The organism is uncultured Stenotrophomonas sp. (assembly GCF_945952405.1).
GTDB lineage: Bacteria > Pseudomonadota > Gammaproteobacteria > Xanthomonadales > Xanthomonadaceae > Stenotrophomonas.
On record NZ_CAMFIA010000003.1, the window covers coordinates 32,429 to 59,139 of the forward strand.

Annotated in this window: 28 protein-coding genes; 17 read left to right on the forward strand and 11 right to left on the reverse strand. The window is 68.2% G+C overall.

Features of this window, described 5'->3' with window-relative positions; genetic code table 11:
• Position 1 precedes the first annotated feature (1 nt).
• The 3 genes from wrbA to Q0P60_RS04020 all read left to right on the forward strand — a co-directional run bounded on the left by wrbA (position 2) and on the right by Q0P60_RS04020 (position 1,492).
• Positions 2–595, forward strand: a complete 594-nt coding sequence (gene wrbA / locus Q0P60_RS04010; RefSeq protein ID WP_005408181.1) for an NAD(P)H:quinone oxidoreductase — start codon at positions 2–4, stop codon at positions 593–595.
• Positions 592–927, forward strand: a complete 336-nt coding sequence (locus Q0P60_RS04015) for a DUF2069 domain-containing protein (protein ID WP_294988570.1) — start codon at positions 592–594, stop codon at positions 925–927. The genes wrbA and Q0P60_RS04015 overlap by 4 nt, the downstream gene beginning before the upstream one ends.
• Before the next feature lie 79 nt (positions 928–1,006).
• Positions 1,007–1,492: an asparaginase domain-containing protein gene (locus tag Q0P60_RS04020; protein ID WP_040009892.1), complete on the forward strand. Its 486-nt coding sequence runs from the start codon at positions 1,007–1,009 to the stop codon at positions 1,490–1,492.
• 199 nt (positions 1,493–1,691) lie between these two features.
• Here the strand turns inward: Q0P60_RS04020 and Q0P60_RS04025 are convergent, their stop codons facing one another.
• The 3 genes from Q0P60_RS04025 to sufT form a co-directional block, all read right to left on the reverse strand.
• Positions 1,692–3,431, reverse strand: coding sequence for a S8 family peptidase (locus Q0P60_RS04025; protein WP_294988573.1), 1,740 nt, complete (start codon positions 3,429–3,431; stop codon positions 1,692–1,694).
• 431 nt (positions 3,432–3,862) lie between these two features.
• Positions 3,863–4,957, reverse strand: a complete 1,095-nt coding sequence (locus Q0P60_RS04030) for a branched-chain amino acid aminotransferase (RefSeq protein WP_294988576.1) — start codon at positions 4,955–4,957, stop codon at positions 3,863–3,865.
• Positions 4,958–5,016: 59 nt separating this feature from the next.
• The gene (gene sufT / locus Q0P60_RS04035) at positions 5,017–5,568 is read right to left on the reverse strand and encodes a putative Fe-S cluster assembly protein SufT (RefSeq protein WP_065199474.1); all 552 of its coding nucleotides are present in this window, start codon (positions 5,566–5,568) and stop codon (positions 5,017–5,019) included.
• A 122-nt stretch (positions 5,569–5,690) separates the two neighbouring features.
• On the opposite strand from sufT, the gene Q0P60_RS04040 reads away from it, so the two are divergent.
• Positions 5,691–6,110: a hypothetical protein gene (locus tag Q0P60_RS04040; RefSeq protein ID WP_294988582.1), complete on the forward strand. Its 420-nt coding sequence runs from the start codon at positions 5,691–5,693 to the stop codon at positions 6,108–6,110.
• 58 nt (positions 6,111–6,168) lie between these two features.
• Here Q0P60_RS04040 and Q0P60_RS04045 read toward each other — a convergent pair whose 3' ends face one another.
• Both Q0P60_RS04045 and Q0P60_RS04050 read right to left on the reverse strand, forming a co-directional pair.
• Positions 6,169–7,629, reverse strand: a complete 1,461-nt coding sequence (locus Q0P60_RS04045; RefSeq protein WP_294988585.1) for an NAD(P)(+) transhydrogenase (Re/Si-specific) subunit beta — start codon at positions 7,627–7,629, stop codon at positions 6,169–6,171.
• Complete coding sequence (locus tag Q0P60_RS04050) at positions 7,626–7,946, reverse strand: NAD(P) transhydrogenase subunit alpha (protein ID WP_060380535.1); 321 nt, start codon at positions 7,944–7,946, stop codon at positions 7,626–7,628. The genes Q0P60_RS04045 and Q0P60_RS04050 overlap by 4 nt, the downstream gene beginning before the upstream one ends.
• 98 nt (positions 7,947–8,044) lie before the next feature.
• Between Q0P60_RS04050 and Q0P60_RS04055 the strand changes: the two genes are divergently transcribed.
• From Q0P60_RS04055 to Q0P60_RS04065, 3 genes are read left to right on the forward strand one after another with little or no spacing between them, the layout of a single operon-like run.
• Positions 8,045–8,629, forward strand: coding sequence for an RNA polymerase sigma factor (locus tag Q0P60_RS04055; RefSeq protein WP_294988591.1), 585 nt, complete (start codon positions 8,045–8,047; stop codon positions 8,627–8,629).
• Positions 8,626–8,952 carry a hypothetical protein gene (locus Q0P60_RS04060; RefSeq protein WP_294988594.1) on the forward strand — a complete coding sequence of 109 codons (327 nt, stop codon included), beginning with the start codon at positions 8,626–8,628 and terminating at the stop codon, positions 8,950–8,952. The genes Q0P60_RS04055 and Q0P60_RS04060 overlap by 4 nt, the downstream gene beginning before the upstream one ends.
• A gap of 3 nt (positions 8,953–8,955) precedes the next feature.
• The gene (locus Q0P60_RS04065) at positions 8,956–9,417 is read left to right on the forward strand and encodes a DUF3106 domain-containing protein (RefSeq protein ID WP_294988597.1); all 462 of its coding nucleotides are present in this window, start codon (positions 8,956–8,958) and stop codon (positions 9,415–9,417) included.
• A 61-nt stretch (positions 9,418–9,478) separates the two neighbouring features.
• Here Q0P60_RS04065 and Q0P60_RS04070 read toward each other — a convergent pair whose 3' ends face one another.
• Together Q0P60_RS04070 and Q0P60_RS04075 are read right to left on the reverse strand one after the other, a co-directional pair.
• Positions 9,479–10,558 (reverse strand): NAD(P) transhydrogenase subunit alpha, encoded by a 1,080-nt coding sequence (locus Q0P60_RS04070; protein ID WP_294988600.1) that lies wholly within the window; start codon positions 10,556–10,558, stop codon positions 9,479–9,481.
• Between the two features lie 52 nt (positions 10,559–10,610).
• Positions 10,611–12,932 (reverse strand): DUF1631 domain-containing protein, encoded by a 2,322-nt coding sequence (locus Q0P60_RS04075; RefSeq protein WP_294988603.1) that lies wholly within the window; start codon positions 12,930–12,932, stop codon positions 10,611–10,613.
• Between the two features lie 331 nt (positions 12,933–13,263).
• On the opposite strand from Q0P60_RS04075, the gene Q0P60_RS04080 reads away from it, so the two are divergent.
• Genes Q0P60_RS04080 through Q0P60_RS04095 form a run of 4 tightly spaced genes read left to right on the forward strand, consistent with a single transcriptional unit; the run spans position 13,264 to position 16,118 of the window.
• Positions 13,264–13,845: a nitroreductase gene (locus Q0P60_RS04080; protein ID WP_294988606.1), complete on the forward strand. Its 582-nt coding sequence runs from the start codon at positions 13,264–13,266 to the stop codon at positions 13,843–13,845.
• Complete coding sequence (locus Q0P60_RS04085; RefSeq protein WP_294988608.1) at positions 13,842–14,777, forward strand: 5'-3' exonuclease H3TH domain-containing protein; 936 nt, start codon at positions 13,842–13,844, stop codon at positions 14,775–14,777. The genes Q0P60_RS04080 and Q0P60_RS04085 overlap by 4 nt, the downstream gene beginning before the upstream one ends.
• A complete protein-coding gene (locus Q0P60_RS04090; RefSeq protein ID WP_294988611.1) occupies positions 14,774–15,328 on the forward strand; it encodes an NUDIX hydrolase in 555 nt (184 codons plus the stop codon). Before Q0P60_RS04085 ends, Q0P60_RS04090 begins: the two co-directional genes overlap by 4 nt.
• Positions 15,321–16,118 (forward strand): N-formylglutamate amidohydrolase, encoded by a 798-nt coding sequence (locus Q0P60_RS04095; RefSeq protein ID WP_294988614.1) that lies wholly within the window; start codon positions 15,321–15,323, stop codon positions 16,116–16,118. Before Q0P60_RS04090 ends, Q0P60_RS04095 begins: the two co-directional genes overlap by 8 nt.
• A gap of 105 nt (positions 16,119–16,223) precedes the next feature.
• Here the strand turns inward: Q0P60_RS04095 and Q0P60_RS04100 are convergent, their stop codons facing one another.
• Together Q0P60_RS04100 and Q0P60_RS04105 are read right to left on the reverse strand one after the other, a co-directional pair.
• Positions 16,224–16,895, reverse strand: a complete 672-nt coding sequence (locus Q0P60_RS04100) for a hypothetical protein (protein ID WP_294988617.1) — start codon at positions 16,893–16,895, stop codon at positions 16,224–16,226.
• A complete protein-coding gene (locus Q0P60_RS04105; protein ID WP_294988620.1) occupies positions 16,892–18,304 on the reverse strand; it encodes an MFS transporter in 1,413 nt (470 codons plus the stop codon). The genes Q0P60_RS04100 and Q0P60_RS04105 overlap by 4 nt, the downstream gene beginning before the upstream one ends.
• Before the next feature lie 105 nt (positions 18,305–18,409).
• On the opposite strand from Q0P60_RS04105, the gene Q0P60_RS04110 reads away from it, so the two are divergent.
• Complete coding sequence (locus Q0P60_RS04110; RefSeq protein ID WP_294989241.1) at positions 18,410–19,294, forward strand: LysR family transcriptional regulator; 885 nt, start codon at positions 18,410–18,412, stop codon at positions 19,292–19,294.
• A 110-nt stretch (positions 19,295–19,404) separates the two neighbouring features.
• On the opposite strand, the gene pip is transcribed toward Q0P60_RS04110, so the two are convergent.
• Complete coding sequence (pip, locus tag Q0P60_RS04115; RefSeq protein WP_294988624.1) at positions 19,405–20,346, reverse strand: prolyl aminopeptidase; 942 nt, start codon at positions 20,344–20,346, stop codon at positions 19,405–19,407.
• Between the two features lie 48 nt (positions 20,347–20,394).
• Positions 20,395–21,252, reverse strand: coding sequence for a peptide chain release factor N(5)-glutamine methyltransferase (gene prmC, locus Q0P60_RS04120; RefSeq protein WP_294988626.1), 858 nt, complete (start codon positions 21,250–21,252; stop codon positions 20,395–20,397).
• Between the two features lie 354 nt (positions 21,253–21,606).
• Here prmC and ahpC point away from each other — a divergent pair, with 354 nt between their 5' ends.
• The 5 genes from ahpC to Q0P60_RS04145 all read left to right on the forward strand — a co-directional run bounded on the left by ahpC (position 21,607) and on the right by Q0P60_RS04145 (position 26,579).
• Entirely contained in the window at positions 21,607–22,170 is a 564-nt protein-coding gene (gene ahpC, locus Q0P60_RS04125; RefSeq protein WP_049436466.1) for an alkyl hydroperoxide reductase subunit C, read from the forward strand.
• A gap of 233 nt (positions 22,171–22,403) precedes the next feature.
• Positions 22,404–23,996 carry an alkyl hydroperoxide reductase subunit F gene (ahpF, locus tag Q0P60_RS04130; RefSeq protein WP_294988633.1) on the forward strand — a complete coding sequence of 531 codons (1,593 nt, stop codon included), beginning with the start codon at positions 22,404–22,406 and terminating at the stop codon, positions 23,994–23,996.
• A gap of 85 nt (positions 23,997–24,081) precedes the next feature.
• The gene (locus Q0P60_RS04135; RefSeq protein WP_294988635.1) at positions 24,082–25,044 is read left to right on the forward strand and encodes a LysR substrate-binding domain-containing protein; all 963 of its coding nucleotides are present in this window, start codon (positions 24,082–24,084) and stop codon (positions 25,042–25,044) included.
• A 123-nt stretch (positions 25,045–25,167) separates the two neighbouring features.
• Positions 25,168–25,572 (forward strand): nucleoside diphosphate kinase regulator, encoded by a 405-nt coding sequence (gene rnk / locus Q0P60_RS04140; protein ID WP_294988638.1) that lies wholly within the window; start codon positions 25,168–25,170, stop codon positions 25,570–25,572.
• 50 nt (positions 25,573–25,622) lie between these two features.
• The gene (locus tag Q0P60_RS04145) at positions 25,623–26,579 is read left to right on the forward strand and encodes a transaldolase (RefSeq protein ID WP_294988641.1); all 957 of its coding nucleotides are present in this window, start codon (positions 25,623–25,625) and stop codon (positions 26,577–26,579) included.
• Positions 26,580–26,711 lie beyond the last annotated feature (132 nt).

Genomic DNA, 26,711 nt, shown 5'->3' on the forward strand with positions numbered 1-26,711 from the left:
GATGGGCGAGATTCTGGTGCTGTACTACAGCCGGGGCGGTTCAGTGGCACGGCTGGCGCGCCAGATCGCGCGGGGCATCGGCGAAGTGCCGGGCATGAGCGCGCGCCTGCGTACGGTGCCGCCGGTGGCGGCGGTGACCCAGACCGCACAGCCGCCGGTGCCCGATGACGGCGCGCCCTACGTGAGCGTGCAGGACCTGGTCGAATGCCAGGGCCTGCTGCTCGGCAGCCCGACCCGTTTCGGCAACATGGCCGCGCCGGTGAAGCACTTCCTGGACGGGCTCGGCGCCGAATGGGTCAACGGCACCCTGTCGGGCAAGCCGGCCGGCGTGTTCACCTCCACCGCCTCGATGCATGGCGGCCAGGAATCGACCCTGCTGTCGATGCAGGTCCCGCTGCTGCACCACGGCTGCGTGATTGTCGGCATCCCGTTCACCGAACCGGCGCTGAGCCATACCACCAGCGGCGGCACGCCCTATGGCGCCAGCCACGTGGCCGGCGCGGCCGATGACCCGCAACCGACCGACGACGAGGCCGTGCTGGCACGCGCGCTGGGCCGCCGGGTGGCCGACATCGCGCAGCGGCTGGCCCGATGAGCAGCGCGCCGCGCACCGTGCTGCTGCTGGCCCTGATGGGGCTGGCCGCGCTGTTCGCCGGCTGGTTCATCAATGACAAGCACTGGCTGGCCACCCAGCTGGTGTTCACCGCGCCACCGCTGGCGCTGGCGGTGGCGCTGCGGCTGGGCTGGCGCAAGGCCGGTTTCTGGGCCTCGGTGCTGGCGCTGGGCTGGTTCAGCCACGGCGTGATGAGCGCCTGGAGCCACCCGGAAACGCGCTGGCTGGCGCTGATCGAGATCGCCCTGGCCCTGCTGGTGATCTTCAGCGCCAGCCTGCCCGGGCTGCGCGCCCGCTTCGGCAAGCGACGCTGACGCTGCGGCCGCCGGGCCGTATCATCTGTGTTCCTGGCCCCGCGCCGCTGTACCTGTCCTGGTTTCGCGCATGCACATGATGGAAGAGCTCCTGGTCGTCACCACCGGTGGCACGATCGACAAGATCTACTTCGACGACAAGTCGGACTACCAGATCGGCGACCCCCAGATCGGCATGATCCTGCGCGAGCTGGGCGTGACGTTCCGCTTCAACGTGATCCCGATCCTGCGCAAGGATTCGCTGCACATCAATGATGAGGACCGCGAGCTGATCCGCGCCACCATCGCCGCGCAGCCGACCCGGCACGTGCTGGTGACCCACGGCACCGACTCGATGGTGCAGACCGGCAAGGTGCTGGCCACGATCCCGGACAAGACCATCGTGATGACCGGTGCGCTGAGCCCGGCGCGCTTCCGTGGCTCGGATGCGGAGTTCAATATCGGTTGTGCGATCGGCGCGGTGCAGTCGCTGCCGACCGGCGTGTACATCGCGATGAACGGCCGCATCTTCGACCCGCAGCACGTGCGCAAGAACGTGGCCGCGAACCGCTTCGAATCGGTCTGACCCCTGCGTAGTGCCGAGCCCATGCCCGGCAACCGTGCCAGCGCGGCACAACGGTCCGCCGCCGAAGCATTGCGGCGTACATTCCGCCATCGCGGTTGATGAACATCCGAAGCCGCAGCAGCCGAGCGTAGGCTCGGCTCTACAGAAACAGAAACGCCCCGGCCGGAGCCGGGGCGTGCCCATGGAGAGGGACTTGGGCTCAGTACTGGGCGCTGAGGGTCAGGCCCGAGAAGGTGCTGTACGCCTTCACCCGTACATACCAGGTGCCGGCGGCCGGACTGTTGATGGTGCAGGTTTCGCTGTTGCCGCTCAGGTACGGGCGGCAGGTGTAGGTGGTGTCGGTCGGGGCACTGCCCTGGCGCACGTACAGGTCGGCGTCACCGCTGCCGCCACTGATCGCCACGCGCAGCTGGGTGCTGCCGGCCGGTACCGCGACGGTGTAGTTCAGCTCGGCACCGCTCGCGGCGCCCAGGCCGGTCACCGGCACGTTGTTCTGCAGGACGTTGCCACCCGGGTTCGGCGTGCCTCCATTGATCGCGGCAGCCACCGCGGCGTTGGCGTCGATGATGCCGGCGCCGCACCCACCCGAGCAGGCCCCCGGCAGCGGCCGTGCGGTGCTCTTGATGATGCTCTCCACCTGCGCCGGGCTCAGCGGGCTCGGCGCGACCGACTGCATCAGCGCGACCACGCCGGCCACGTGCGGCGCCGCCATCGAGGTGCCGTTGTACGACGCGTAGGTGGCACTGCCCGGCGTGGTGGTGCCGGTGTTGAGGGTCGACAGGATGCTCTGGCCCGGGCCCGAGATGTCGATGCCGGCACCGTAGTTGGAGAAGCTGGCACGCGCACCGGCCGAGGTGGTCGCGGCCACCGCGATCACGTTCGGGCAGTTGGCCGGCACCGACGAGGACACATTGGTGTTGCTGTTGCCGGCGGCAACCACCACGGTGGTGCCCCGGCCGACCGCGCCGTTGATCGCGTTCTGGTAGGTGGTCGAGCAGCTGCCGCCACCGCCCAGCGAGAGGTTGATGACCTCGGCCGGATTGGCATTGGCCGGCACGCCGCTGACAGTGCCACCGGATGCCCACACGATCGCGTCGGCGATGTCGGAGGTGTAACCGCCGCACTTGCCGAGCACGCGTACCGGCACGACCTTGGCATTGAACGCGGTACCGGCCACGCCGTTGGCGTTGTTGGTTACCGCGGCGACGGTGCCGGCGACGTGGGTGCCGTGCCAGCTGGAGTTGGAGGCCGGGATGCCCGAGCCGCACTCGTTGGCGCCGTACCAGTCGCCTTCATCGTTCGGATTGTTGTCGCGGCCACCGCCATCGCGCGCCATCGCGGCATCGCTGATGAAGTCGTAGCCCGGCAGGATGTTGGCATTGAGGTCGGGATGGTTGGTGATGCCGGTGTCGATCACCGCCACCACCACGCCGGTGCCGGTGGACTTGTCCCAGGCCGGCTGGATGTTGATGCCCGCATTGCTGGTGCCGAAGCCCCACTGCTCGCTGAAGCGGGTGTCGTTCGGGGTCAGCGTCGCGCGCATGATCTGGTCGACTTCGACGTATTCCACGTTCGGGTCGGCGGCGAGCTTGCGCATCAGCAGCTCGGATTCGGCCTGGTCGAGCGGACGATCGGTCCGGACCACGGTCGGGCCGACGGCCAGCTTGCGGACCTCCTGCAGGCCCAGCGCGCGGCCCTGGCTGCTGGCCAGGCCGGCGGCGGCACTCTTCAACGAGGAAGCCAGCGCGGTGGTGTTGGCCACCGGGGCGCTGCCGTCGCGGTACTTCACGATGAAACGCTGGTGCGTCGGCGCGGACTGCAGGCCGCTGAGCTGGACATCACCTGCCAGCGCAGGCGTGGCCAGCAGCAGCGATGACAGAACGGACGCACCAACGACCACCCACACTCGACGCACACGCGGTTGCGTTACCTGGGACATCGTATTTCCCTTTCTAGTGGTGTGAATGCCGGAATCGGCAGAAGCACCGGCCCGAACCCGGGGCTGGCTTGCGATGGCGAGGTTCGAAGTCCGGCGAGTCAGCGGATCCCCCTGTCGATCCGCCGTGCAGATGACGCTAATGACCAAAACCGGACACCACAAGATTTTCAGCGTCTTTTCAGCAAGATGAAATGTTCGTTCTGAGACTTCCCGGGTCGAGGGTTTGTGAAGGTGAAGGAACTTTCTCGCGCCCTGCACGCACCTGACTGGGTGGTGTCCTGTCTGCCGATGACTTTGCCGACATCGGCGCCCGCCGCTGGCGGGGTCAGCCCGCTTCTGCGCAGGAAAGGGATCTGATCGCGACGCCCTCAACGCAGAAAGCCCGTCACAGGGACGGGCTTTCCGGGAACAACACAGCCTGGGGCGGGCGATCAGCCCAGCTTGACCAGCCAGTTGTGGCGGTCCGGCAGGCGGCCGTACTGGATGTCGGTCAGTTCCTTGCGCAGCGACATGGTCACTTCGCCGGCCGGCGCGTTGATGTCACCCACCGAGAAGCCTTCGCCCTTCAGCTGGCCGATCGGGGTGACCACCGCGGCGGTGCCGCAGGCGAACACTTCGCTGATCGCGCCGGAGGCAACGCCGTCCTTCCACTCGTCGATGCTGACCTTGCGCTCTTCGACCTTCATGCCGCGGTCGCGGGCCAGCTGCAGGATGCTCTCGCGGGTGATGCCCTCGAGGATGCTGCCGGACAGTTCCGGGGTCACCAGGGTGCCGTCCTTGTAGACCAGGAACACGTTCATGCCGCCCAGCTCTTCCAGGTACTTGCCTTCGACCGGGTCGAGGAACAGCACCTGCGAGCAGCCCTGCGCCTGGGCCTTCTGCTGCGGCAGCAGCGAAGCGGCGTAGTTGCCACCACACTTGGCGGCACCGGTGCCGCCCTTGGCCGCACGTGCGTATTCGGTGGACAGCCAGATCGACACCGGCGCGACGCCCTTGGCGAAGTACGGGCCGGCCGGGCTGGCGATGACGTAGTAGCCGGCCTTGTGCGCGCCGCGCACGCCGAGGAAGGCTTCATCGCCAATCATGAACGGGCGGAAATACAGGCTCGACTCATCGGCCGACGGGACCCAGTTGCTGTCCACGGCAATAAGCTGCTTCAGCGATTCGACGAAGATCTCCACCGGCAGTTCCGGCAGCGCCAGGCGCTGCGCCGAGCGCTGCAGGCGGCGACCATTGGCATCCGGGCGGAAGGTCCAGATCGAACCGTCGGCATGGCGGTAGGCCTTGATGCCTTCGAAGATTTCCTGGCCGTAGTGCAGCACGGCCGCGGCCGGGTCCAGCTGCAGCGGGCCGTAGGCGCGCACGTTGGCGTTGTGCCAGCCGGCATCCTTGTCCCAGCGCACTTCCACCATGTGGTCGGTGAAGTGCAGGCCGAAACCCGGCTTCTCCAGGATCTGGGCGCGCTCTTCAGCGCTGCGCGGGTGGTCCGAACGGGTGACGGCGAAGCTGGGAATGGACTGGGACACCGGAGGATTCCTGTTCTGGTTGCGGGTAGTGCCGGGCCCGCGTCACTGCGGGCCCTGGATCAAAGCATGCCGGTCTCGAGCCGGGCCGCCTCGGACATCATGTGCTGGTTCCACGGCGGATCGAACACCAGCTCGACGTCGGCCTCGGCCACCGTCGGGATCATTTCAAGCTTGCTGCGCACATCGTCGACCAGGATGTCGCCCATGCCGCAGGCGGGCGCGGTCAGGGTCATCTTCACGTCGATCTCGCGCTGGCCCGCATCGAGGTGCTTGATCTCGACCTCGTAGACCAGGCCAAGTTCGACGATGTTCACCGGGATTTCCGGGTCGAAGCAGGTACGCAGCTGCTGCCACACCAGCTGTTCCACCTGTTCATCGGTGGCATCGGCCGGCAGCTCCAGCGGGGCCGGTGCCTCCTTGCCGATGGCGTCGCCGTCCTTGCCGGCGATACGGAACAGGTTGCCCTCGACGAACACCGAGTAACTGCCACCCAGCGCCTGGGTGATGTACCCATAGCTGCCTGCCGGCAGGGTCACGGTGTCGCCCTGCGGGACCATCACGGCCTCGCAATCGCGTTCGAAGTGGACAGGTTCGCTGCTACGGGAATACATGGGGACCGATATGGGGCCGTGGCCAAGGCCACGCAAGACGGCATTCTAGCCCAGCCGCCCCGCCACCGCCGGTGCACTGCGGCAAACCACAGTATCCTGTGCGTGATCTTCAGGGAGCTTCGATGTCCTCCAATGCCGCGCGTGCCAGGACCGTGACCTGGCTCTGGCCCATCATGCTGTTGCTGGGCCTGCTTGTTGCTCCCCTCGCCTGGATGGTGCTGGCGCTGATGACCGGCCGCCAGGTCGGCTGGATGGCGGTACTGACTGCCCTGGAACTGGTGTTCATGCTGCGCATGGGCACGCTGGGCCCGGGCCGGCTGCGTATCGCCCTGGTGGTGCTGGGCACCCTGCTGGTAGCCGCGGTGGCCAACTGGACCATCGCCAGCGCCTGGATGGGCGGTTCGATCGGGCTGGACCTCTGGGACGCGACGATGCGGATGGGCCCGCACCTGGCCTGGACCCTGATCAGCCTGGCCAACGGCACGCTGGAGTGGCTGTGGCTGGCGGTGGCAGTGGCGGTGGGCGCCTGGCTGGCGCGCTGACGCATTACTGGACAGGGGTCAGATTCCTTTCCACAGGAAAGGGATCTGACCCCGGCTCTCAATGGCCGCCGTCGAGCGCTTTCAGTTCGCTCACCAGCGATGCCGCCGCCTCGGCACCATCGCCGTACAGCATGCGGGTGTTGTCGGCGTAGAACAGCGCATTCTCGATGCCGGCAAAACCGGTGCCCTTGCCGCGCTTGATCACCACCACGTTGCGCGCATTGACCACATCCAGCACCGGCATGCCATAGATCGGGCTGGCCGGGTCGGTACGCGCCACCGGATTGACCACGTCATTGGCACCGATCACCAGCACTACGTCGGTGTTGGCGAACTCCGGGTTGATGTCGTCCATGTCGGCGATCAGGTCATACGGCACGCCCGCTTCGGCCAGCAGCACGTTCATGTGCCCGGGCATACGCCCGGCAACCGGATGGATCGCGAACTTCACCTTCACCCCGCGCTGGCCCAGCCGCTGCGCCAGTTCCCAGATCTTATGCTGGGCCTGCGCCACCGCCATGCCGTAGCCGGGCACGATCACCACGCGTTCGGCGAAGGCCATCATCGCCGCCACGTCGGCCGCCTCGATCGGCTTCTGCGAACCGGAGATCGCCTGCGCTTCAGCACCGGCGGTGCCACCGAAGTTGGAGAACAGCACGTTGCGGATCGGCCGGTTCATCGCCTTGGCCATCAGCCGGGTCAGCAGGATGCCGGCTGCGCCGACCATCATGCCGGCGATGATCAACGCCTCGTTGCCCAGCACGTAGCCTTCGAATGACACCGCCAGGCCGGTGAACGCGTTGTACAGCGAGATCACCACCGGCATGTCGGCGCCACCGATCGGCAGCGTCATCAGCACGCCCAGTGCCAGTGCCAGCACGAAGAAGGCGACGATGGCCCAGGTGCTGAGCGTGCTGGCGGCAATGATCGCCAGCACCACCACCGCCAGCGCCACCGCCAGGTTCATCACCTGCTGGCCGGGCCAGGTCACCCGCTTGTCCAGGCGGCCATCGAGCTTGGCCCAGGCGATGACCGAACCGGACAGCGACACCGCGCCGATCGCCGCGCCGACCACCGCCAGCAGCAGCACCGTACCCGAGGGCTGGCGCGCGGCCAGCTCGGCCAGCGCCTGCGTGCTCCAGTGCGTGGTGTCGCGATGGGCGAGGAAGGCATAGCGCAGCAGCTCCACCGCGCCGATCGCCGCCGCCGAGCCACCGCCCATGCCGTTGTACAGCGCCACCATCTGCGGCATGTCGGTGATGGCGACCTTGCCGGCCGACCACCAGGCCAGGCCCGCACCCAGCAGCAGCGCCACCAGGATCAGCGGCACGTTGTGCAGCTCGGGCAGGAAGAAGGTCGCCGCCGTGGCCAGCAGCATGCCCAGCCCGGCCCAGCGGATGCCACTGCGGGCGGTCAGCGGCGAGGCCATGCGCTGCAGGCCCAGCAGGAACAGGGTGGCGGCAACGAGATAGCTGGCCTTGACCAGCCAGTCGAGCAGTTCGACGGTGCTGATGTTCAAGCCTGCGGCTCCTTCGGTTCGTCCTTGCCGCCCTTGGGCGCGCTCGGCTTGAACATTTCCAGCATGCGCGCGGTGACCACATAGCCACCGGCGGCGTTGCCGGCGCCGAGGACCACGGCGAGGAAGCCCAGCACCTTTTCCAGCGGTGTCTGCGCGTGCCCCAGCACCACCATCGCGCCGATCAGCACGATGCCATGGATGAAATTGGAGCCCGACATCAGCGGGGTGTGCAGGATCACCGGCACCCGCGAAATGATCACGTGGCCGGCGATGGCCGCCAGCATGAAGATATACAGCGCTACGAACCCGTCACTCACTGGCAACGCTCCCGCTCTGTCTTCGTCGCCCCATCATAACCATGCGCTGAACCCGGCGCCCAGTCGCTGTCAACCGCGACCGCACTCACGCGTTGTCGATGGTGACCCCGAGCGAGGAACCGTACCCTGTGCTGGTGAGCAGCCCTGTCCCCCCGAGCGCCGAGACCGATGCCCTGCCGGCGTCGCTGGAGGCGTTCCTGGCCAGCATCGGCCCGCGTGCGTTCCGTTTCGCCGAGGCCGGCCTGCGCCAGCGCGAAGATGCGATGGATGCCGTGCAGGACGCGCTGCTGCGCATGCTGGACTATGCCGACAAGCCGGCCGCCGAATGGGCGCCGCTGTTCTGGAGCATCCTGCGCCGGCGCGTGATCGACCTGCAGCGCCGGCGGCGTTTCCGCCTGCCGTTCTGGCGCGACAACCAGGATGCGGATGGCGGCGAGATCGACTGGGCCGACCCCGGTCCGGATCCGGCGCAGGCGCTCGAACAGCGCCAGCAGTACCAGCAGCTGGTACACGCGCTGCGCAGCCTGCCTGCGCGCCAGCGCGAGGCCTTCACCCTGCGCGTGCTGCAGGACCTGGACGGCGCCACCACCGCCCGCGCCATGGGCTGCAGCGAAGGCGCGGTAAAAACCCATCTGGCACGCGCCCGGCAGGCGCTGCAGGACTACCTGGAGACCCACCCGTGAACCGCTCCCTGCCCACCGATGACACCCTGCGCAGCCTGCACGCGCAGTCGCTGCAGGCCCTGTCGCCGGCGACGCTGGCACGGCTGCGCCAGGCCCGCCACGGCGCCACGGCGGCCCATCGCGGGCGCTGGCGCTGGTGGCTGGCCAGCACCTGTTCGCTGGTGGTGGCACTGGGTATCGGCCTGCAGTTCAGCGGCCACGGCCCCCTGCCCGGCCCGGCGCCGGCGCCGGTTCTTGCCTCGGTGGAAGACAACAGCGCGCTGTACGACGAGAATCCCGATCTGTACCTGTGGCTGGGCGATACCGACCTGGCGATGGAGTGAACCATGTCCCGACTGCACATCCTGCCGCTGCTGCTGACCCTGTCGCTGCTGCCGGCCGCCCCGGCGCTGGCGCAGAGCGCCACGCCCACCCTCGCCACCCGGCCCGCGCCAGGCGCGCCGTTGCCTGCCTGGGAACAGCTGAGCGAAGCCCAGCGCGAATCGCTGCTCGCCCCCCTGCGCGACCGCTGGAACAGCGCCGATGGCGGCCAGCGCCAGCGCATGCTCGCGCACGGCCAGCGCTGGCAGTCGATGAGCCCGGAGGAACGTGACAAGGCCCGCCGTGGCCTGCGCCGCTTCGAGCATATGAGCCCTGAGCAGCGCGAACAGGCGCGCGCCCTGTTCGGGCAGATGCGGGAACTGCCTCCCGCGCAACGCGACGCCCTGCGTGAGCGTTGGTCGCAGATGACCCCGGAGCAGCGCAAGGAGTGGGTGCGCGACAACCCGCCGGCCTCGAAGCCGCGGTAATTGTTTTCTGGATGGGGTCAGATCCCTTTGCCTACGGCAAAGGGATCTGACCCCAGGCCGTTCAGGCCTGCCAGCGCGTCTTTGCCAGCAGTTCGTCGTCCCAGTCGAAACCGAGCTGGCCGTCGCGCACGAACAGCGCAACGAAGTTGAGCAGGTTGCGCGCGTACATCTCGCTGGCCTGGGTCGCGCCGCGGCTGGCCAGGCCCAACGGACCATCGACGATCACGCCGTGATGCTCGATGCACTGCCCCGGCCGGGTCAGCGCGCAGTTGCCGCCGCTCTCCGCGGCCAGGTCCACGATCACGCTGCCGGTGGCCATGCCTTCCACCATCGCGGCGGTCACGATGGTCGGTGCCGGGCGTCCCGGTACCGCTGCGGTGCAGATCACCACATCGACGCTGCGCAGGTGGTCGGCCAGCCGGCGCTGCTGCTCGGCGCGTTCCTCGTCGGTCAGCGCGCGCGCATAACCGCCCTCGCCGGCCGCGCTCACCCCGAGGTCGAGGAAGCGCGCACCCAGCGACTGGATCTGCTCACGGGTTTCCGGGCGCACATCGAATCCCTCCACCTGCGCGCCGAGCCGGCGCGCGGTGGCAATCGCCTGCAGGCCGGCCACGCCGGCACCGATCACCAGCACCTTGGCCGGTCGCACGGTGCCGGCCGCGGTGGTCAGCATCGGGAAGAAGCGCGGTGCGCGTTCGGCCGCAATCAACGCGGCCTTGTAACCGGCCATGCCGGCCTGCGAACTGAGCACGTCCATCGCCTGCGCGCGGGTGGTGCGCGGCAGCTGCTGCAGCGGGAAAAGGTGCAGGCGGTCATCCGCCGCCAACGCGGCAAGGGCCGGATCGCTGGACGGCGTCAGCAGGCCCACCACGCTGGCACCGGGCTTGAGCCGCTGCAGCACCGCAGCCGGCGGTGCCTGCACGCACAGCAGGATATCGATCTCGGCCCAGCGCCCCGCATCGAACGCACGCGCGCCTGCATCGTCGTAGGCGGCATCGGTGAAACCCGCCGCCAGGCCGGCACCGGCTTCATACCAGACGGTGATGCCGAGGGCACCGAGCTTGCGCGCGGTCTCCGGCGTCAGTGCCACACGCCGTTCGCCCGGCGCGGTCTCCTTGATCCCCAGCAACGCCACGGCCATGCAGGTCCCCGCTGATCGGTGAGTTTTCCCGATCCTAGCAGGCGCCACCCGCTCAGTGCAGGGTGGCGCTGCCCGGGTCGAGACGATCGATCACGCCCTGCATGGCACTGTCGAAGGCGCCGTCGTCGACATGGGCGCGCAACCGGCCCAGCCGCACCATGACCGCCAGTTCTTCCGGCGACGCCACGCAGAAGCGCACGCCACGGCGGTTCACGAACAGCAGGCGCGAGGAGATCGGGCTGACCCAGGACAGCTTGCCGGCCTGGACCTTGCCGTCCTTGTCGACGAAATCCAGCCAGTTGCCGATCTCCATGCGACGGAAGCGATCGGCGTCGGCGTTGTCGAAGTCGTCAGCGTCGATCTGGCCGCCCAGTTCCACCGCAGGCGACTCGGCCACCGGCGGCGCCGGCAACGCGACCTGTGGCAGCTCGGGCAGCGCGCGCTGCAGTTCCGGCCGCGATTCGGCAATTCCCTGCAGGGTGTCATGCAATGCGTCGATGGCGGCGCTGGCCGCGTCGCCGTGCACGCCGACACTGGCGAACACCTTGGACAGCACCGGCTGCCAGGCCTGCAGCCATGGCTTGCCGACGATCTGGCGGCGGGCCTCGGCCACTTCCTCCAGCAGGCCATCGCCCAGGCTCAGCGCCTCGGCCACCGATGCGCCCTCCTCGCCTTCGCGCAGCAGCGCCAGGGTCAGGTGGTGCTGCCATGGCTGGCGCAGGAATTCGGCGATGGCCGACGGCAGGGTGGCATCGCCGATACGGCGGTCCAGCTCGGCGCCGGCCCGGTTGCGGGCCATTTCCAGCTTTTCCTGGCCCCGCTGGGTCTCGGCGGCACGGCGCTCGGCGATTTCCACGCGGCGGCGATGCTGCACGAGGAACTCGCGGAATTCTTCTTCCAGGGTCAGGAAGATCGCCAGGTTCTCGTTGAACTCGGCCACCAGGCGCTCGATGATCTCCTCGACCTTGGCCATCAGCATGCGCTCGGCCTGGCTCTCTCCGGTGTTGCCTTCGCAGGCCTCGGCCAGCGAGTTGAGCAGCTTGCGGGCCGGGTGCGTCTTCTGCACGAACATGCGGCGGTCGAGCATGGCTACCTTGACGAAAGGCACCACCAGCCGGCCGATCAACTCGCGCGAGCGGCCTTCCAGCTCACGCTCGTCCAGCATCACGTCGAACAGCATGCCGACCAGGTCGATCGCATCCTCGTCCTGCGGGTCCAGCCGGGTCTGGCCCGGATCAACGCCGAGACGGGTGGCGCTGGACAGCACTTCGCTCTTCAGCCGCTGCGCCAGCGATTCGCCGTCTTCGCCGATCGCCGCACGCAGGGTCGCACTGGGCGTGGCCTGCAGCAGCGACAACACCGACATCATCTCGCGCTGGCTGAGCGGGCGCTGCTGGCCGATCGCCACCTGCGCGGCCGACGTTGCGTCCTCGCGCACATGGCGGGTCTGCTGCAGCAGTTCGTGCAGTGCTTCCAGCAGCATGCCCTGCTGCCCGGCGTAGGCCTCGCCGGCACCCGTGTCGTCACCCGGAAGCTGCTGCTGCATATGCCCGCGCCGCTCGGACCAGCGCGCGGCGAAGCGCTGCGCCCAGGCCGGAGCGGCCTGCTCTTCATCGCCGAATTCAGCGTCGAAACCGCCGCCCTGGCGCTGTTCCACCAGGTCGTCCAGGGCCGAGGCCATGCGCGGGTCGGGCGCGGCCGACAGCGGGCGCTGCGGTGCGCCCATCTGCGACATCACTCCGGCCGCGGCCAGGTGTTCATCCAGTTTCTCGTAGATGCGCCCGACCGGCGCGCGCAGGTCACGCTCGCACAGCTTGATCAGCACCAGGTGCACTTCCGGGGCCAGCTCGCAGCCGGCAAAGGCCTGGTGGATGGCCACGCCCAGGTGTTCGGGGCTGATCGGGTTGTGGTCGGCATCCAGCTCGGCGCCGCCGATCAGACGGCCGAGGCGGCGATCCAGCCGCGCCAGCACCGGCTTGAAGTCGCGCAGCAGCACCGTGGCGAAGTTGCGCACGGCCAGGCGCGATTCCAGCACGTGCTCCGCCAGCAGGCTCAGGCCATCCTCGGCCGGGCCGGACAGGGTCGTTTCGGCGGACAGCGGCTCGGCGCTGGCCAGCGCCTCCCAGGCCCGCTGCAGGTGACCGGCAAAGGCAGCGGCGATCTCCTCGCGGCGACGGCGCAGTTCACGCATCGCATCCAGGAACAGCAGCTGCGACGAGCCGGCATTGCCGGCCCGGTCGAACAGGGCATCGTCGAAGCGCGCCAGTGCGGCCCCGAAGGCCTGGCACAGCGCCGGCAGGACCATGTCACGGGCACGCTGGAGCTGGACCGGGTCACGCCCGGGCGATCCCATCGGTGTGGGCACGCTCATCATTCGGGAAGGCTCCCCACCTTCTCTGGTACGACAGACAGCATGGACATCGCGACGGCCGGTACACCCCATGTACCGGTACGTCGATGGTAGGCCGGCCAGCCCGTCACGGACAGTGAAACAGTCCTCACTTCAAACCTCATGACCGGCGGCCCGGCAAGATAGATATCGTAAGCCGTGCAAGGCCTGCGAGGCGAGGGGAAGCGGCCGTCCGTTCCCCGTCAGTGGCATGACGTTCATCACAGTTTGATATTCAGAGGCCGGACGCGGCACAAACGGCGTCTTTGACCCGCCCGACTATAATCAAACACCCGTGATGACCGGTTCAGACTCCATGCCCGACCCCGCCGCCCTGCTCGCCCTGGATGCCCGCCGCTCAGTGCCTTCGCGACAACTCGGCGAACCGGGACCGGACCCGGCCACCCTGCAGCGGATGCTGGCCTCGGCCGTACGCGTGCCGGACCACGGCAAGCGCGTGCCGTTCCGCTTCCTGAAGATCGCCGGCGATGCACGTCACACTCTGGGCGACTTCCTGGCCGAACGCAGCCGCCAGCGGGACCCGCACGCCGGCGAAGCGGTGTTCGAGAAAGACCGCCAGCGCTTCAGCCATGCACCGCTGGTGATCGTGGTGGTGGCCAGCCCACGCCCCGACCCGAAAGTGCCCGAGCAGGAACAGCTGATGACCGCCGGCTGCGTCTGCTTCGCCCTGCTGCAGGCCGCGCAGGCGCTGGGGTTCGGTGCGCAGTGGCTGACCGCCTGGATGGCGTTCGACCCGGTCGTGCAGGCCCACCTGGGCCTGGCCGAGGGCGAAGGCATCGCGGGCTTCATCCACATCGGCACGCCCAAGGCTGCCGTTCCCGAACGCGAGCGGCCGGATCCGGCCGCGCTGCTGCGCGACTGGATCCCACCGGCATGAGCCTGCCGGCAGCACCGCCCTCGCTGTACCTGGTCGACGCCAGCATCTACGTGTTCCGCGCCTGGCATTCGCTGCCGGACCAGTTCCAGGACGCGCAGGGCTGGCCGACCAACGCCGTGCACGGGTTCGCCCGCTTCCTGCTCGACCTGCTCGAGCGCGAGCGCCCGCAGCACATCGCCATCGCCTTCGACGAGGCGCTGGACAGTGGCTTCCGCCACCGCTTGTACCCGGACTACAAGGCCAACCGCGACCCGGCGCCGGAAGCCCTCAAGCGCCAGTTCGTGCATTGCAAGGCGCTGTGCGCCGCACTCGGCCTGGCCGTGCTGGCCCACCACGAGTACGAGGCCGACGACCTGATCGGCAGCGCCCTGCACGTGCATCGCGGCAGCCATCGCGGCGTGATCATTTCCGCCGACAAGGACCTGTCGCAGCTGCTGGTCGATCATGACGAGCAGTGGGACTACGCACGCAACCAGCGCTGGGACGTGGCCGGCGTGAAGGCGCGCCACGGCGTGCACGCGCACCAGATCGCCGATTACCTGGCACTGTGCGGCGATGCGGTGGACAACATTCCCGGTGTCAGTGGTGTCGGCAGCAAATCCGCCGCCGTGCTGCTGGCCCATTTCGGCAGCATGGATGCGCTGTACGAACGCCTGGACGAAGTACCGTTCCTGCGCCTGCGCGGCGCTGCGCAGATGGCGGTGCGCCTGCGCGAGCAGCGCGCGCACGCCCAGCTCTGGCGCCAGCTGACCACCATCGCGCTGGACGCGCCGCTGGAAGGCAGCCAACCCGGCCTGCTGCGCCAGGCGGCCGACCCGGAGCTGCTCGGTGGCCTGTGCCAGACCCTGCGCTTCGGCCCGATGACCCGCCGCCGCCTGTTCGATGCAGCCGGCGTGGCCGACCCTCTCCCCTCCCACAGCGAGCCCGCATGAGCCAGCGCAACACAGAAGCCCCGCGTGTCGTCTATGAAGGCAAGTACCAGCGCATGCTGGTGCGCGGCACCTGGGAATACAGCGAACGCACCCACGCCGGCGGCCTGGCGGCGATCATCATTGCCGTCACCCCCGAGGACAACGTGCTGTTCGTCGAGCAGTTCCGCGTGCCGCTGCAGGCACCCACCATCGAGATGCCGGCCGGCCTGGTCGGCGACATCGATGCCGGCGAGTCGATTGAAGTCTCGGCAGTGCGCGAGCTGGAGGAAGAAACCGGCTGGACCGCCGATCATGCCGAAGTGCTGATGATCGGCCCGACCTCGTCCGGCGCCAGCAACGAGAAGATCGCCTTCGTGCGCGCTACCGGCCTGCGCCGGATCGGTGCGGGCGGTGGCGACGACAGTGAAGACATCACCGTGCACGAGATCCCGCGTGCACAGGCAGCGGCATGGCTGGTGCAGAAGATGGGCGAAGGCTACGAGCTGGATGCGAAGCTGTGGGCCGGCCTGTGGATGATCGAGCACCATCTGGACGGGCGCCCGCGTGGCTGACGCCGACCTGCACGCACTGCCGCCGCTGCTCGGCGCCGGCGACCCGGCGGTGCACACGATCCACCGGCCGCTCGGCGCCTCGCCGTTCTTGCTGCTGGCCGACCATGCCGGCCAGCGGGTACCGCAGGCACTGGCCGCGCTTGGCCTGGCGCAGGCCGAGCTGGACCGCCATATCGGCTGGGACATCGGCATCGCCGGCACCACCCGCGCATTGGCCGAACGCCTGGATGCGTGGGCGATCGAACAGACCTATTCGCGCCTGCTGATCGACTGCAACCGCCCGCTGGCCTCGCCCACGCTGATTCCGGAAGTGAGCGACCACACCGTGGTACCGGGCAATGCCGGGCTGTCGGCGGTGCAGCGGCAGCAGCGCATCGAGGCGATCCACGCGCCCTACCACGCACGCATCGAGGCCGAGCTGGATGCCCGTCGCGATGCCGGCCGCCCCACCCTGCTGGTGATGATGCACAGTTTCACTCCGGCGATGAACGGCATGCAGCGGCCTTGGCATGCCGGCGTGCTGTACCACCAGGACACGCGGTTCGCGCAGGCACTGCTGCAGGCGCTGCGCGACGAAGGCGACCTGGTGGTGGGTGACAACGAACCGTATTCGGTCAGCAGCAGCAGCGACTACGCCGTTCCGGTGCATGGCGAAGGCCGTGGCCTGGTGCATGTGGAACTGGAAATCCGCCAGGACCTGATCGCCGATGCCGCCGGGCAGCAGGCCTGGGCGGAACGGCTGGCGCGGATCTTCAGCACGCTGCAGCCGCAGTTGCTGGCCCTGGCATGATCCCATCCACGCATGGCGTGGATCCAACCTGGATCGGTAGTGCCGGCCGCTGGCCGGCAACCCCAGGGCCGTTGGATCATTGCGGTTGCCGGCCGCTGGCCGGCATTACCGCAGGCGTGGCGCATCCATCCACGGGAACGGCTTGAAACCGCGCACCTGCAGCGTTGCGTCAATGGCGGCGAAGTCATCCTTGATCGCCTGCGCACGCTTGCGGTCCAGTGCTTCGCCCAGCATCAGCGGCAACCCACGACAGCGTGGCAGCGCTTCGCCCAGCGGAATCTCCAGCAGATGCGCCACGCGCTGGGCCACTGCCTTGACCTGCGCCTCCGGACACGCGATCAGCACCAGATCGAAGGACGCGAAGATACCCGCGCCCACATCGGCGTCGCGCGCGGCCGCCCACGCGTCCTCGCCCGCTTCGCCCAACGCCTCGTCGATGCCATCGACCTGCTGGAAGGCATCGTACTCGGCGTAGTACGCCAGCGCCCGGGCGTAGTCGGCCAGTGTCGACAGCGGCTGTTGCCGCTTCTGCACGTCGAGCACGTCGGCAAAGGTCGCCGGTTCAAGACAACTGGACAGGCCGAGTGCGCGTGCCTCGGCAGGGACATCACCGTCGTCGTCGAACGCGGCATCTTCGTCGGCCGGCAACCAGAACCGCGCCTGCAGCAGATCGCCCTCGGTGGCGTGCACCCAAGCAAAGCAGGCATGCACGGCATCGTCGTCGTTGCAGGCCGCAAAGGCGTGCAGGGTCTGTTGCAGGTCCAGCAGCGCGATCATGCGTCGTTGCCCAGGCAGGGGGGTGCCGCCGAGTCTACCGGTGCCGGGCGCAGGCCCAGCGCGATCACCACGCCGAACAGCGCGAACAGCGCGGCGCCGTACTCGGCGCGCACCAGCCCGGCAAGCGCGCTCGGCGATCCGGCGCCCCCCGCATCGGCATTGGCCACCATCACCAGTACCGCCAGGCCCAATGCTCCGCCGATCTGCTGCGCGGTCGCGGCCATGCCCGAGGCCACGCCCTGCTGTGCGGAGGGCACGCCCTGCCCGGCCACGATCCACATCGAGGTCCAGGTCATCCCCTGCCCCACGCTCAGCACCACCACGCCGGGCAGCAGTGGCCAGAAACTGGCGCCGTGCGGCAGCGTCGCCGCCACCCAGCCGATGCCGAGCGCGCCGGCCAGCTGTCCGGCCACCAGCACCCTGCGCGCGCTCGAGCGCTGCAGCATCCACTCGGCCAGCTGGATGCCGACCGTGCACACCGCGGTGGCCGGCAGGAACGCCACGCCGGCCTGCAGCGGGCTCCAGCCGTAGCCCTCCTGGAAGTACAGCGCCATGAAGTAGTACTGCACGCCGTAGCTGCTCATGAAGGCGAAGGTCAGGCCGAGCGCGGCGCGCAGGCCTGGCAGCCGCAGCAGCGCGAACTGCATCAGCGGGTCGCGGCTGCGCCGTTCGATCTGCACGAACGCCACCAGCAGCAGCACCGACAGCAGCAGGCAGCCCAGTGTGGCCGGTGCGCTCCAGCCCCACTCCGGGCCCTGCACCAGGGTGGTCACCAGCAGGCTGCCGCCGAGGGTAACGGTGATGCAGCCAGCCAGATCGAACGGGCGGCCCTGCGCACGCGGTCCATCGGCCGGCAGCCACGCCCCGGCCGCGACCGCACACGCGGCCGCCAGGGGCACGATCACCGCCAGCACCGCCGGCCAGCCGAAGGCCTGGGTCAGCACACCGCCGAGCAGTGTGCCCAGCGCCAGGCCGACCGCGCTGGCCATGCTCCAGATCGCCAGCGCGCGGTTGCGCGCCGGGCCTTCCGCGTACAGCGTGTTGATCAGCGCCAGCGTGGCCGGAAACAGCAATGCCGCACCGACGCCCTGGGCCGCGCGCGCAAGGATCAGAAGGGTAGCGTTCGGCGCCAGCGCGCCGAGCAGCGAGGCCAGGGCGAACAGCAGCATGCCCAGCCGGTAGAAGCGGCGGCGGCCGATCAGGTCGGCCGCGCGTCCACCCAGCAGCAGACTGCCGCCAAAGGCCACGGTGTAGGCACTGACCACCCACTGCAGCTGCTGCGCGTTGATCTGCAGCGCGCGGCCCATGTCGTGCAGGGCGACGAAGATGATGGTGGCGTCCAGGGCGATGATCAGCTGGGCAGTGGCCAGCAGGGTCAGCGCCCAGCGCGGGTACTTGAGGGGAGGCATCGGCGGTCTGGAGCGATGGGGGAGCGCAGTCTCATTGATGCCGGCCAATCAATAAACCCCTTGTGGGCCATATCTGTCATGATTTTCGGCATGAATCCAGCCTCGATGGACCTCAATGCGGTGCGCATGCTGGTGCAGGTCGCCGAAGCACGCAGCTTCACCGTCGCCGCCGGCCAGCTCGGCCTGAGCCAGTCCGGCCTGTCGCGCGCGATCGGCCGGCTGGAGGCCACGCTGGGGGTGAAGCTGCTGCAGCGGAACACCCGCAACGTGGCACTGACGCCGGATGGCCGCCAGTTCGTCGAACAGGTATCCCCCCTGCTGGCCGGCCTGGACGATGCCGAGCGGCAACTGGCGGATCGTCCCTGCACGCCCTCGGGCACGTTGAAGATCAGCGCACCGTCGATGTTCGGGCGCAAGGTGCTGGTGCCACTGCTGGGGCCGTTGCTGCAGCAGCATCCGCAGCTGCAGGTGGAAGCCGTGCTGAGTGATCGCCTGGTCGATCTGGTCGAGGAAGGTTTCGATGCCGCGCTGCGTACCGGCGTCATCGCCGACCAGCGCATCGTCGCGCGACCGCTGCGGCCGCTGCGCTGGGTGACCGTGGCCAGTCCCGGCTACCTGGCCCGCTGCGGTGCGCCCGACGATGTGGCGGGCTTGCAGGGCCACGCCTGCCTGGCCGTGCGCAACCTGCGCAGTGGGCGGCTGGTGGACTGGCAGTTCCTGCAGGACGGCCACCTGCGTGAGATCACGCCGCCGGCGCGGATGGTGTTCGACAGCGGCGATCCGCTGGTGGAAGCGGCGATTGCCGGCATCGGCATCGTGCAGGTGATGGATTTCGCGGTGGCCGATGCGCTGGCCGATGGGCGCCTGCTGCGCGTGCTGCAGCCGTATGAAGGCCGCAGCCGCGAACTGTCGTTGATCTACCCGCCTTCACGGCAATGCTCGCCGAAACTGCAGGTGCTGGCCGACGCGTTGATGGCCGGGGCCTGGTAGCGCCAGCGCGTCCCTACCGTGGATCCACGCCACGCGTGGATGCGGGATTTCGGCACTACAGGCCCGAGGTCGGAGCCCTTCCCGACGGGAAGGGATCCGACCCTTCAGCATCAGGCAAACCCATCGGTGGCGCGCACCAGCGCGTCCACGTTCTCCGCTTCGAAGGCCGAGTGGCCCGAGGCCGGGGTGATTTCCAGTTTCGCCTTCGGCCACACCTTGGTCAGGTCCCAGGCATTGGCCAGCGGGCAGACCACGTCGTAGCGGCCGTGCACGATCACGCCCGGGATATCGGCGATGCGGTGCGCGTCGCGCAGCAGCTGGTCTTCCACCTCGAAGAAGCCACCGTTGACGAAGTAGTGGTTCTCGATGCGGGCAAAGGCCAGCGCGAAGTGCGGGTCTTCATGGCTGTTGATGAAGTCGTCGTCCACGTGCAGGAAGCTGGTCGCGCCTTCCCACACCGCCCACGCCTTGGCGGCTTCCAGGCGGGTGGTTTCGTCGTCGCTGGTCAGGCGGCGGTGGAAGGCCGAGATCAGGTCATGGCGTTCCACTGCCGGGATCGGCTTCAGGTAGTGCTCCCACGCATCCGGGAACAGGCGGTTGGCACCCTCCTGGTAGAACCATTCCAGCTCCCAGCGGCGCAGCATGAAGATGCCGCGCAGGACCAGCTCGGTGACGCGCTGCGGGTGGGTTTCGGCATAGGCCAGCGCCAGGGTCGAGCCCCAGCTGCCGCCGAACACCTGCCAGCGGTCAACCTGCAGGTGCTCGCGCAGCGCCTCGATGTCGGCGACGAGGTCCCAGGTGGTGTTGTCGACCAGGTCCGCATGCGGGGTGGAACGACCCGCACCACGCTGGTCGAACAGGATGATGCGGTACTTGGACGGGTCGTGGAACTGGCGCATCTTGTCGCTGCAGCCGCCACCCGGGCCACCGTGCAGCATCACCACCGGCTTGCCGTCCGGATTGCCGCACTGTTCGAAGTACAGCGTGTGGCGGTCGTCGACCTTCAGGGTGCCGACGTCGTAAGGGGTGATGGCGGGGTACAGCGTACGCATGCTTGCAGCTCCAGGGTGATGCCCTGCCGGGGCAGGAGAACCTCCATTCTAGGCCGGACGCCGGCCCAGGGTGATCCGGTCACGCTGCTCCAGATCCTGCGCGGTCTGCACCTCGGCGAACGCCGCCGCCTCGAACAGCGCGCGGATCGCCGCGCCCTGGTCCCAACCGTGCTCGATCAGCAACCAGCCACCGGGCAGCAGATGGGCCTGGCCACCGGCCACGATGCGCCGGATGTCGTCCAGGCCATCCGCCCCGGAGGCCAGCGCGGTGGCCGGCTCGAAGCGCAGGTCGCCCTGTTCCAGGTGCGGGTCGTCGCTGGCGATGTAGGGCGGGTTGCTGGCGATCAGGTGGAAGCGCGCGCCCTGCAGCGGCGCATACCAGTCGTGCCCGCCCTCGACGAAGCGCACGTTGCGCAGTTCATGCCTGGCGGCATTGCGCGCGGCCACGGCCAGCGCAGCCGGGCTGGCATCGGTGGCCAGCACCTGTGCCTGCGGCCGTTCGCTGGCCAGTGCCAACGCGATCGCACCGCTGCCGGTACCGAGGTCGGCCAGTTGCAGCGGGCGGTCGTGGGGCAGGCGCTCCAGTGCCAGTTCGACCAGCAGCTCGGTTTCCGGGCGCGGAATCAGGGTAGCCGGGTCAACCTCCAGATCCAGCGTCCAGAAACCGCGGCGACCGGTCAGGTAGGCCACCGGCTCACCGGCCAGGCGACGCGCCAGCAACGCCTCGAAGGCCGCCTGGTCGGCGCTGGCCAGCGGATCGGTGGCATGCGCGAACAACCAGCTGCGCGGGCACTCCAGCACATGCAGCAACAACAGTTCCGCCTCGTGGCGCGCCTCGATGCCGCCCAGGCGGGTACTGGCCTCGGCCACGACCTGGCGCAGGGTGAGTTCTGATTTGAAGGACATGCCGCAATTGTAGAGCCGAGCCCAGGTTCGGCTGCTTTTTGAACAGCCGGGCATGGGCTCGGCGCTGCAGATCCTGCGCAGCGCGTCGCTCGACGCCAGGAAGCGCTGGAATCCGTTCAGGTTCTACCGGAGGAGATAAGGATCAGCTATCGGCGCCATTCAGCCGCATCGCCGGATTTTCCTTGTCACACAAGCAGTTGCAGGATGAGGGAGGCGAGATTCAGTGCCTGCTCATCGTCAATTGATAGACTGCGCCTATCAAATAGATGCAATCAATGGATTGTTCTTATCGCGATCAAATCGGTAATCTAATTCCCGTCGATTCACCCACTCCCCTTCACCAGAGGAAAAATGATGTCCCTCATCAACACCCAGATCCAGCCGTTCGAAGCCAACGCTTACCACAATGGCGAGTTCATCAAGGTTTCCGACAACAGCCTGAAGGGCCAGTGGTCCGTCCTGATCTTCATGCCGGCGGCCTTCACCTTCAACTGCCCGACCGAGATCGAAGACGCGGCTGATCACTACGCCGAGTTCAAGAAGGCCGGCGCCGAGGTCTACATCGTCACCACCGACACCCACTTCTCGCACAAGGTGTGGCACGAAACCTCGCCGGCCGTCGGCAAGGCCCAGTTCCCGCTGGTCGGCGACCCGACCCACCAGCTGACCAACGCCTTCGGCGTGCACATTCCGGAAGAAGGCCTGGCCCTGCGCGGCACCTTCATCATCAACCCGGAAGGCGTGATCAAGACCCTGGAGATCCACTCCAACGAGATCGCCCGTGACGTCTCCGAGACCCTGCGCAAGCTGAAGGCTGCCCAGTTCACCGCCGCCAACCCGAACCAGGTGTGCCCGGCCAAGTGGAAGGAAGGCGAGAAGACCCTGACCCCGTCGCTGGACCTGGTCGGCAAGATCTGACGCTGCACCGGCCTGCCGTGGCCCCACGCCACGGCGCGCCCATCCCCATGCCGGCCCCACGCCGGCGTGGGGGTGAACCCAAGCCAGTCGCGCCAGCACGCCATCGCTCGCCAGCCGCCTGCCCCCCCGGACACGCGCAACGCTGTCTTGGGTTCACCCCTACCCCCCGCTGGTCCGCTACCTTCTATAGCGGTGCCACGCCCCCTGTTTGCCTGAAGCCAGGAGATGACCCGATGTTGGACGCCAACCTGCAGTCGCAGCTGAAGACCTATCTGGAGCGCGTGACCCGCCCGATCCAGATCACCGCGCACGCCGACGACGGCGCCAAGTCGCAGGAAATGCTGGAACTGCTGCAGACCCTGGAAAGCCTGTCGGACAAGATCTCGCTGCAGGTCCTGCGCGATGGCCAGGGCCGCGTGCCGTCCTTCGACCTGGGCAGCCCGGGCCAGGACATCCACCTGACCTTCGCCGGGCTGCCGATGGGCCACGAGTTCACCTCGCTGGTGCTGGCGCTGCTGCAGGTCGGCGGCCACCCGTCCAAGGCCACTGCCGAACTGATCGAGCAGGTGCAGAACCTGGAGGGCGAATACAGGTTCGAGACCTACTTCTCGCTGTCCTGCCAGAACTGCCCGGACGTGGTGCAGGCGCTGAACCTCGCTGCGGTGCTCAACCCGCGCATCCAGCACGTGGCCATCGACGGCGCGCTGTTCCAGGACGAAGTGGAGAAGCGCGAGATCATGTCGGTGCCGACCGTGTACCTCAACGGTGAAGTGTTCGACCAGGGCCGCATGACCCTCGAGCAGATCGTCGCCAAGCTGGATACCAATGCCGGCAAGCGCGATGCCGAGAAGATCGCCGCCAAGGAGGCCTTCGACGTGCTGGTGGTCGGCGGTGGTCCGGCCGGCGCCGCCGCGGCGATCTATGCCGCGCGCAAGGGCATCCGCACCGGCATTGCCGCCGAGCGCTTCGGTGGCCAGGTGCTGGACACCATGGCGATCGAGAACTTCATCTCGGTGAAGGAAACCGAAGGCCCGAAGCTGGCCACCGCGCTGGAGCAGCACGTGCGCGAGTACGAGGTGGACATCATGAACCTGCAGCGTGCCAGCGCACTGCTGCCGGCCGGTGAAGACGGCCTGGTGCAGGTGCAGTTGGAGAACGGCGCGGTGCTGAAGTCGCGTTCGGTGATCCTGTCCACCGGTGCGCGCTGGCGCCAGATGAACGTGCCCGGCGAGGACCAGTACCGCAACAAGGGCGTGGCCTACTGCCCGCACTGCGATGGCCCGCTGTTCAAGGGCAAGCGCGTGGCGGTGATCGGTGGCGGCAACTCCGGCGTGGAAGCGGCCATCGATCTGGCCGGCATCGTGTCGCATGTGACCCTGCTGGAGTTCGATTCCAGCCTGCGCGCCGACGAAGTGCTGCAGAAAAAACTGCGCAGTCTGGCCAACGTGACCGTGCTGACCAGCGCGCAGACCACCGAAGTGCTGGGCGACGGCAGCCGGGTCACCGGCCTGGTCTACAAGGACCGCGTCGGCGGAGATGCCCACCGTGTCGAGCTTGAAGGCATCTTCGTGCAGATCGGCCTGCTGCCCAACACCGAGTGGCTGAAGGATGTGGTGTCGCTTTCGCCACGTGGCGAGGTCGTGATCGACGATCGTGGCCAGACCAACCTGCCGGGCGTGTTCGCGGCTGGCGATTGCACGACGGTGCCCTACAAGCAGATCATCATTGCCATGGGCGCTGGCTCGACCGCCGCACTGAGCGCGTTCGACCACCTGATCCGCTCGTCGGTCAGCAACAGCAGCGGTGCCGTTGCTGAAGCCGCCTGATCCACCGTTCCCAGGTCACCGGGAACATTGTCTGCCTGTCGGGTAACCAAGCCGTCAGCCGGTCCGTTACCCCTGGGGTGTAAGGATGAACCTACGTGATCTGAAGTACCTGGTAGCCCTGGCCGAACATAAGCATTTCGGCCGGGCTGCCGCTGCCTGCTTCGTCAGCCAGCCCACGCTGTCGACGCAGATCCGCAAGCTTGAAGAAGAACTGGGCCTGCCACTGGTGGAACGCGCGCCGCGCAAGGTGATGCTGACCCCGGCCGGCCAGGAAGCGGCCACGCGGGCACGGGTGATCGTGTCCGAAGTGGAACAACTGAAGGAAGCGGCGCGACGCAGCCGCGACCCGGAAGCCGGCACGGTGCGCCTGGGCATCTTCCCGACCCTGGGGCCCTACCTGCTGCCGCATGTCATTCCGCGCATCCGCGATCGCTTCCCGGATCTGGAACTGCTGCTGATCGAGGAAAAGAGCGACGTGCTGCTGGAACGCCTGCGCGAAGGCAAGCTCGATGCCGCGCTGCTGGCCCTGCCGGTGATCGACGACCAGCTGCATGCCGAGTTCCTGTTCGAGGAGCCGTTCCTGCTCGCCGTTTCCGGGCGCCACCCGCTGGCCCGTCGCGAGCACCTGGACGTGCAGGAGCTGGCCACGCAGAAGCTGCTGCTGCTGGAAGACGGCCACTGCCTGCGCGACCAGGCGCTGGAGGTCTGCCGCCTGTTCGGCGCCAACGAGAAGTCCGAGTTCCGCGCCACCAGCCTGGAGACGCTGCGGCAGATGGTCGCCGCCGACGTCGGCATCACCTTGCTGCCGAGCCTGTCGGTACAGCCACCGGTACCGCGTTCGAGCAACATCCGCCTGCTCGATTTCACCGGCGAAGGCCGTCCCAGCCGTCGCATCGCCATGATCTGGCGGCGCAGCTCGGCCATGAACGACTTCCTGATGGAGCTGGCCGACCAGTTCAAGCGCCTGCCACAGGCGCTGTTCACCCTCGATGCGCTCAATGCCGGCGGCGATGCCGGCTCCCTGCCCGGCCCCGTGCTGAACGGCTGAGCCCCCGCGGCACCGGCCCGGAATCGGCGGGAGTCGATTCCGGTCGCATTTGTCCCCACAATACAGACAGGCGGCGCCAGCTGGCGCCGCCTTTTGCATGGCTTTCAACCAAGGAGCTTCACCATGAACACCGCCAGCGGCCTGCCGCCGTCGATCACCGTTTCTTCCTTCGACATGGACCGCCTGGATGCCATGCTCGAGTCCCCTGCGCTGAGCCAGACGCCTGCCGCGCTCGCGCTTGCTGAAGAACTCAACCGGGCCACCGTACTGGCACCGGACCAGATTCCCGAAGGCATCGTCATGATGCATTCGCGCGTGGAGTGCGAAGATGAAGTGTCGGGCGAAAAGCATGTCCTGACCCTGGTCTTCCCCCGCGAAGCCAATGTCGATGAAGGCAAGGTTTCCGTGCTGGCCCCGGTCGGCAGTGCCCTGCTCGGCCTGGCGATCGGCCAGAGCATCGACTGGAACGCGCCCGGCGGCCGCAAGCTGCGCCTGCGCGTGACCGCGGTCCACAACGACCGCCCCTGATTACCGCTGCGCACCGCGCGCGATTCGATCCCCCTGCACCAGGAGCCGTAATGAGTACCCCGTCCAAACTGTCCCAGCTGCGCGAACTGTCCGTGGTCGTTGCCGACACCGGCGACTACGAGGCGATCAAGCGCCTGCAGCCGGTGGACTGCACCACCAACCCGACCCTGGTGAAGAAGGCGCTGGACCTGCCGGTCTACGCCGAACTGATCGAACGCGAACTGGCCTGGGGCCGCCAGCAGGGCGGCGACCGCGAAACCGTGGTGCACGCCGTGGCGGACCGCCTGACCATCGGCGTTGGCGCGCTGCTGAGCACGCTGGTCCCCGGCCGCGTGTCCACCGAAGTGGATGCCGACCAGGCTCACGACACCGCTGCCACCGTGGCCAAGGCCCGCCAGTTCATCCAGATGTACGCCGATGCCGGCGTACCGCGCGAGAAGATCCTGATCAAGATCGCTGCGACCTGGGAAGGCGTGGAAGCCGCGCGCATCCTGCAGGCCGAAGGCATCGACTGCAACCTGACCCTGATCTTCAACCCGACCCAGGCGCTGGCCTGCAGCGAAGCCGGCGCGTTCCTGATCTCGCCGTTCGTCGGCCGCATCCTGGACTGGTACGTGGCCAACGGCCAAACCCCGGCCAACATCGACGAAGACCCGGGCGTGAAGTTCGTGCGCGGCGTGTATGCCGAATTCAAGCGCCGTGGCTCGCCGACGGTGGTGATGGGGGCGTCGTTCCGCTCCACCGCGCAGATCGAAGCGCTGGCCGGTTGCGACCGCCTGACGATCTCGCCGGACCTGCTGGAGAAGCTGGACGCCGACCACGGCGAGCTGCCGCGCAAGCTGGTGGCCGGTGCAGCCGACGGCGCCGCGGTGACGCCGATCGATGCGGCGAAGTTCGCAGCCGACCTGGCCGCGGATCCGATGGCAACCGAGAAGCTGGCGACCGGTATCGATGCGTTTGCCAAGGATCTGCAGGCGCTGCGCGAGCGCATTCGCTCGGAACTGTGATTCCGGCCAACGGCTGAGCCCCTCGTGACGGGGGGCTGGGTCGCGAAATGCATGAAGCAACAGCCGCGCTGGGTCGGGCGGGTTGGGTTCGCGGGAGACGCCGTGAATCCGTCCCTGGAGGCTTGGCCGCCG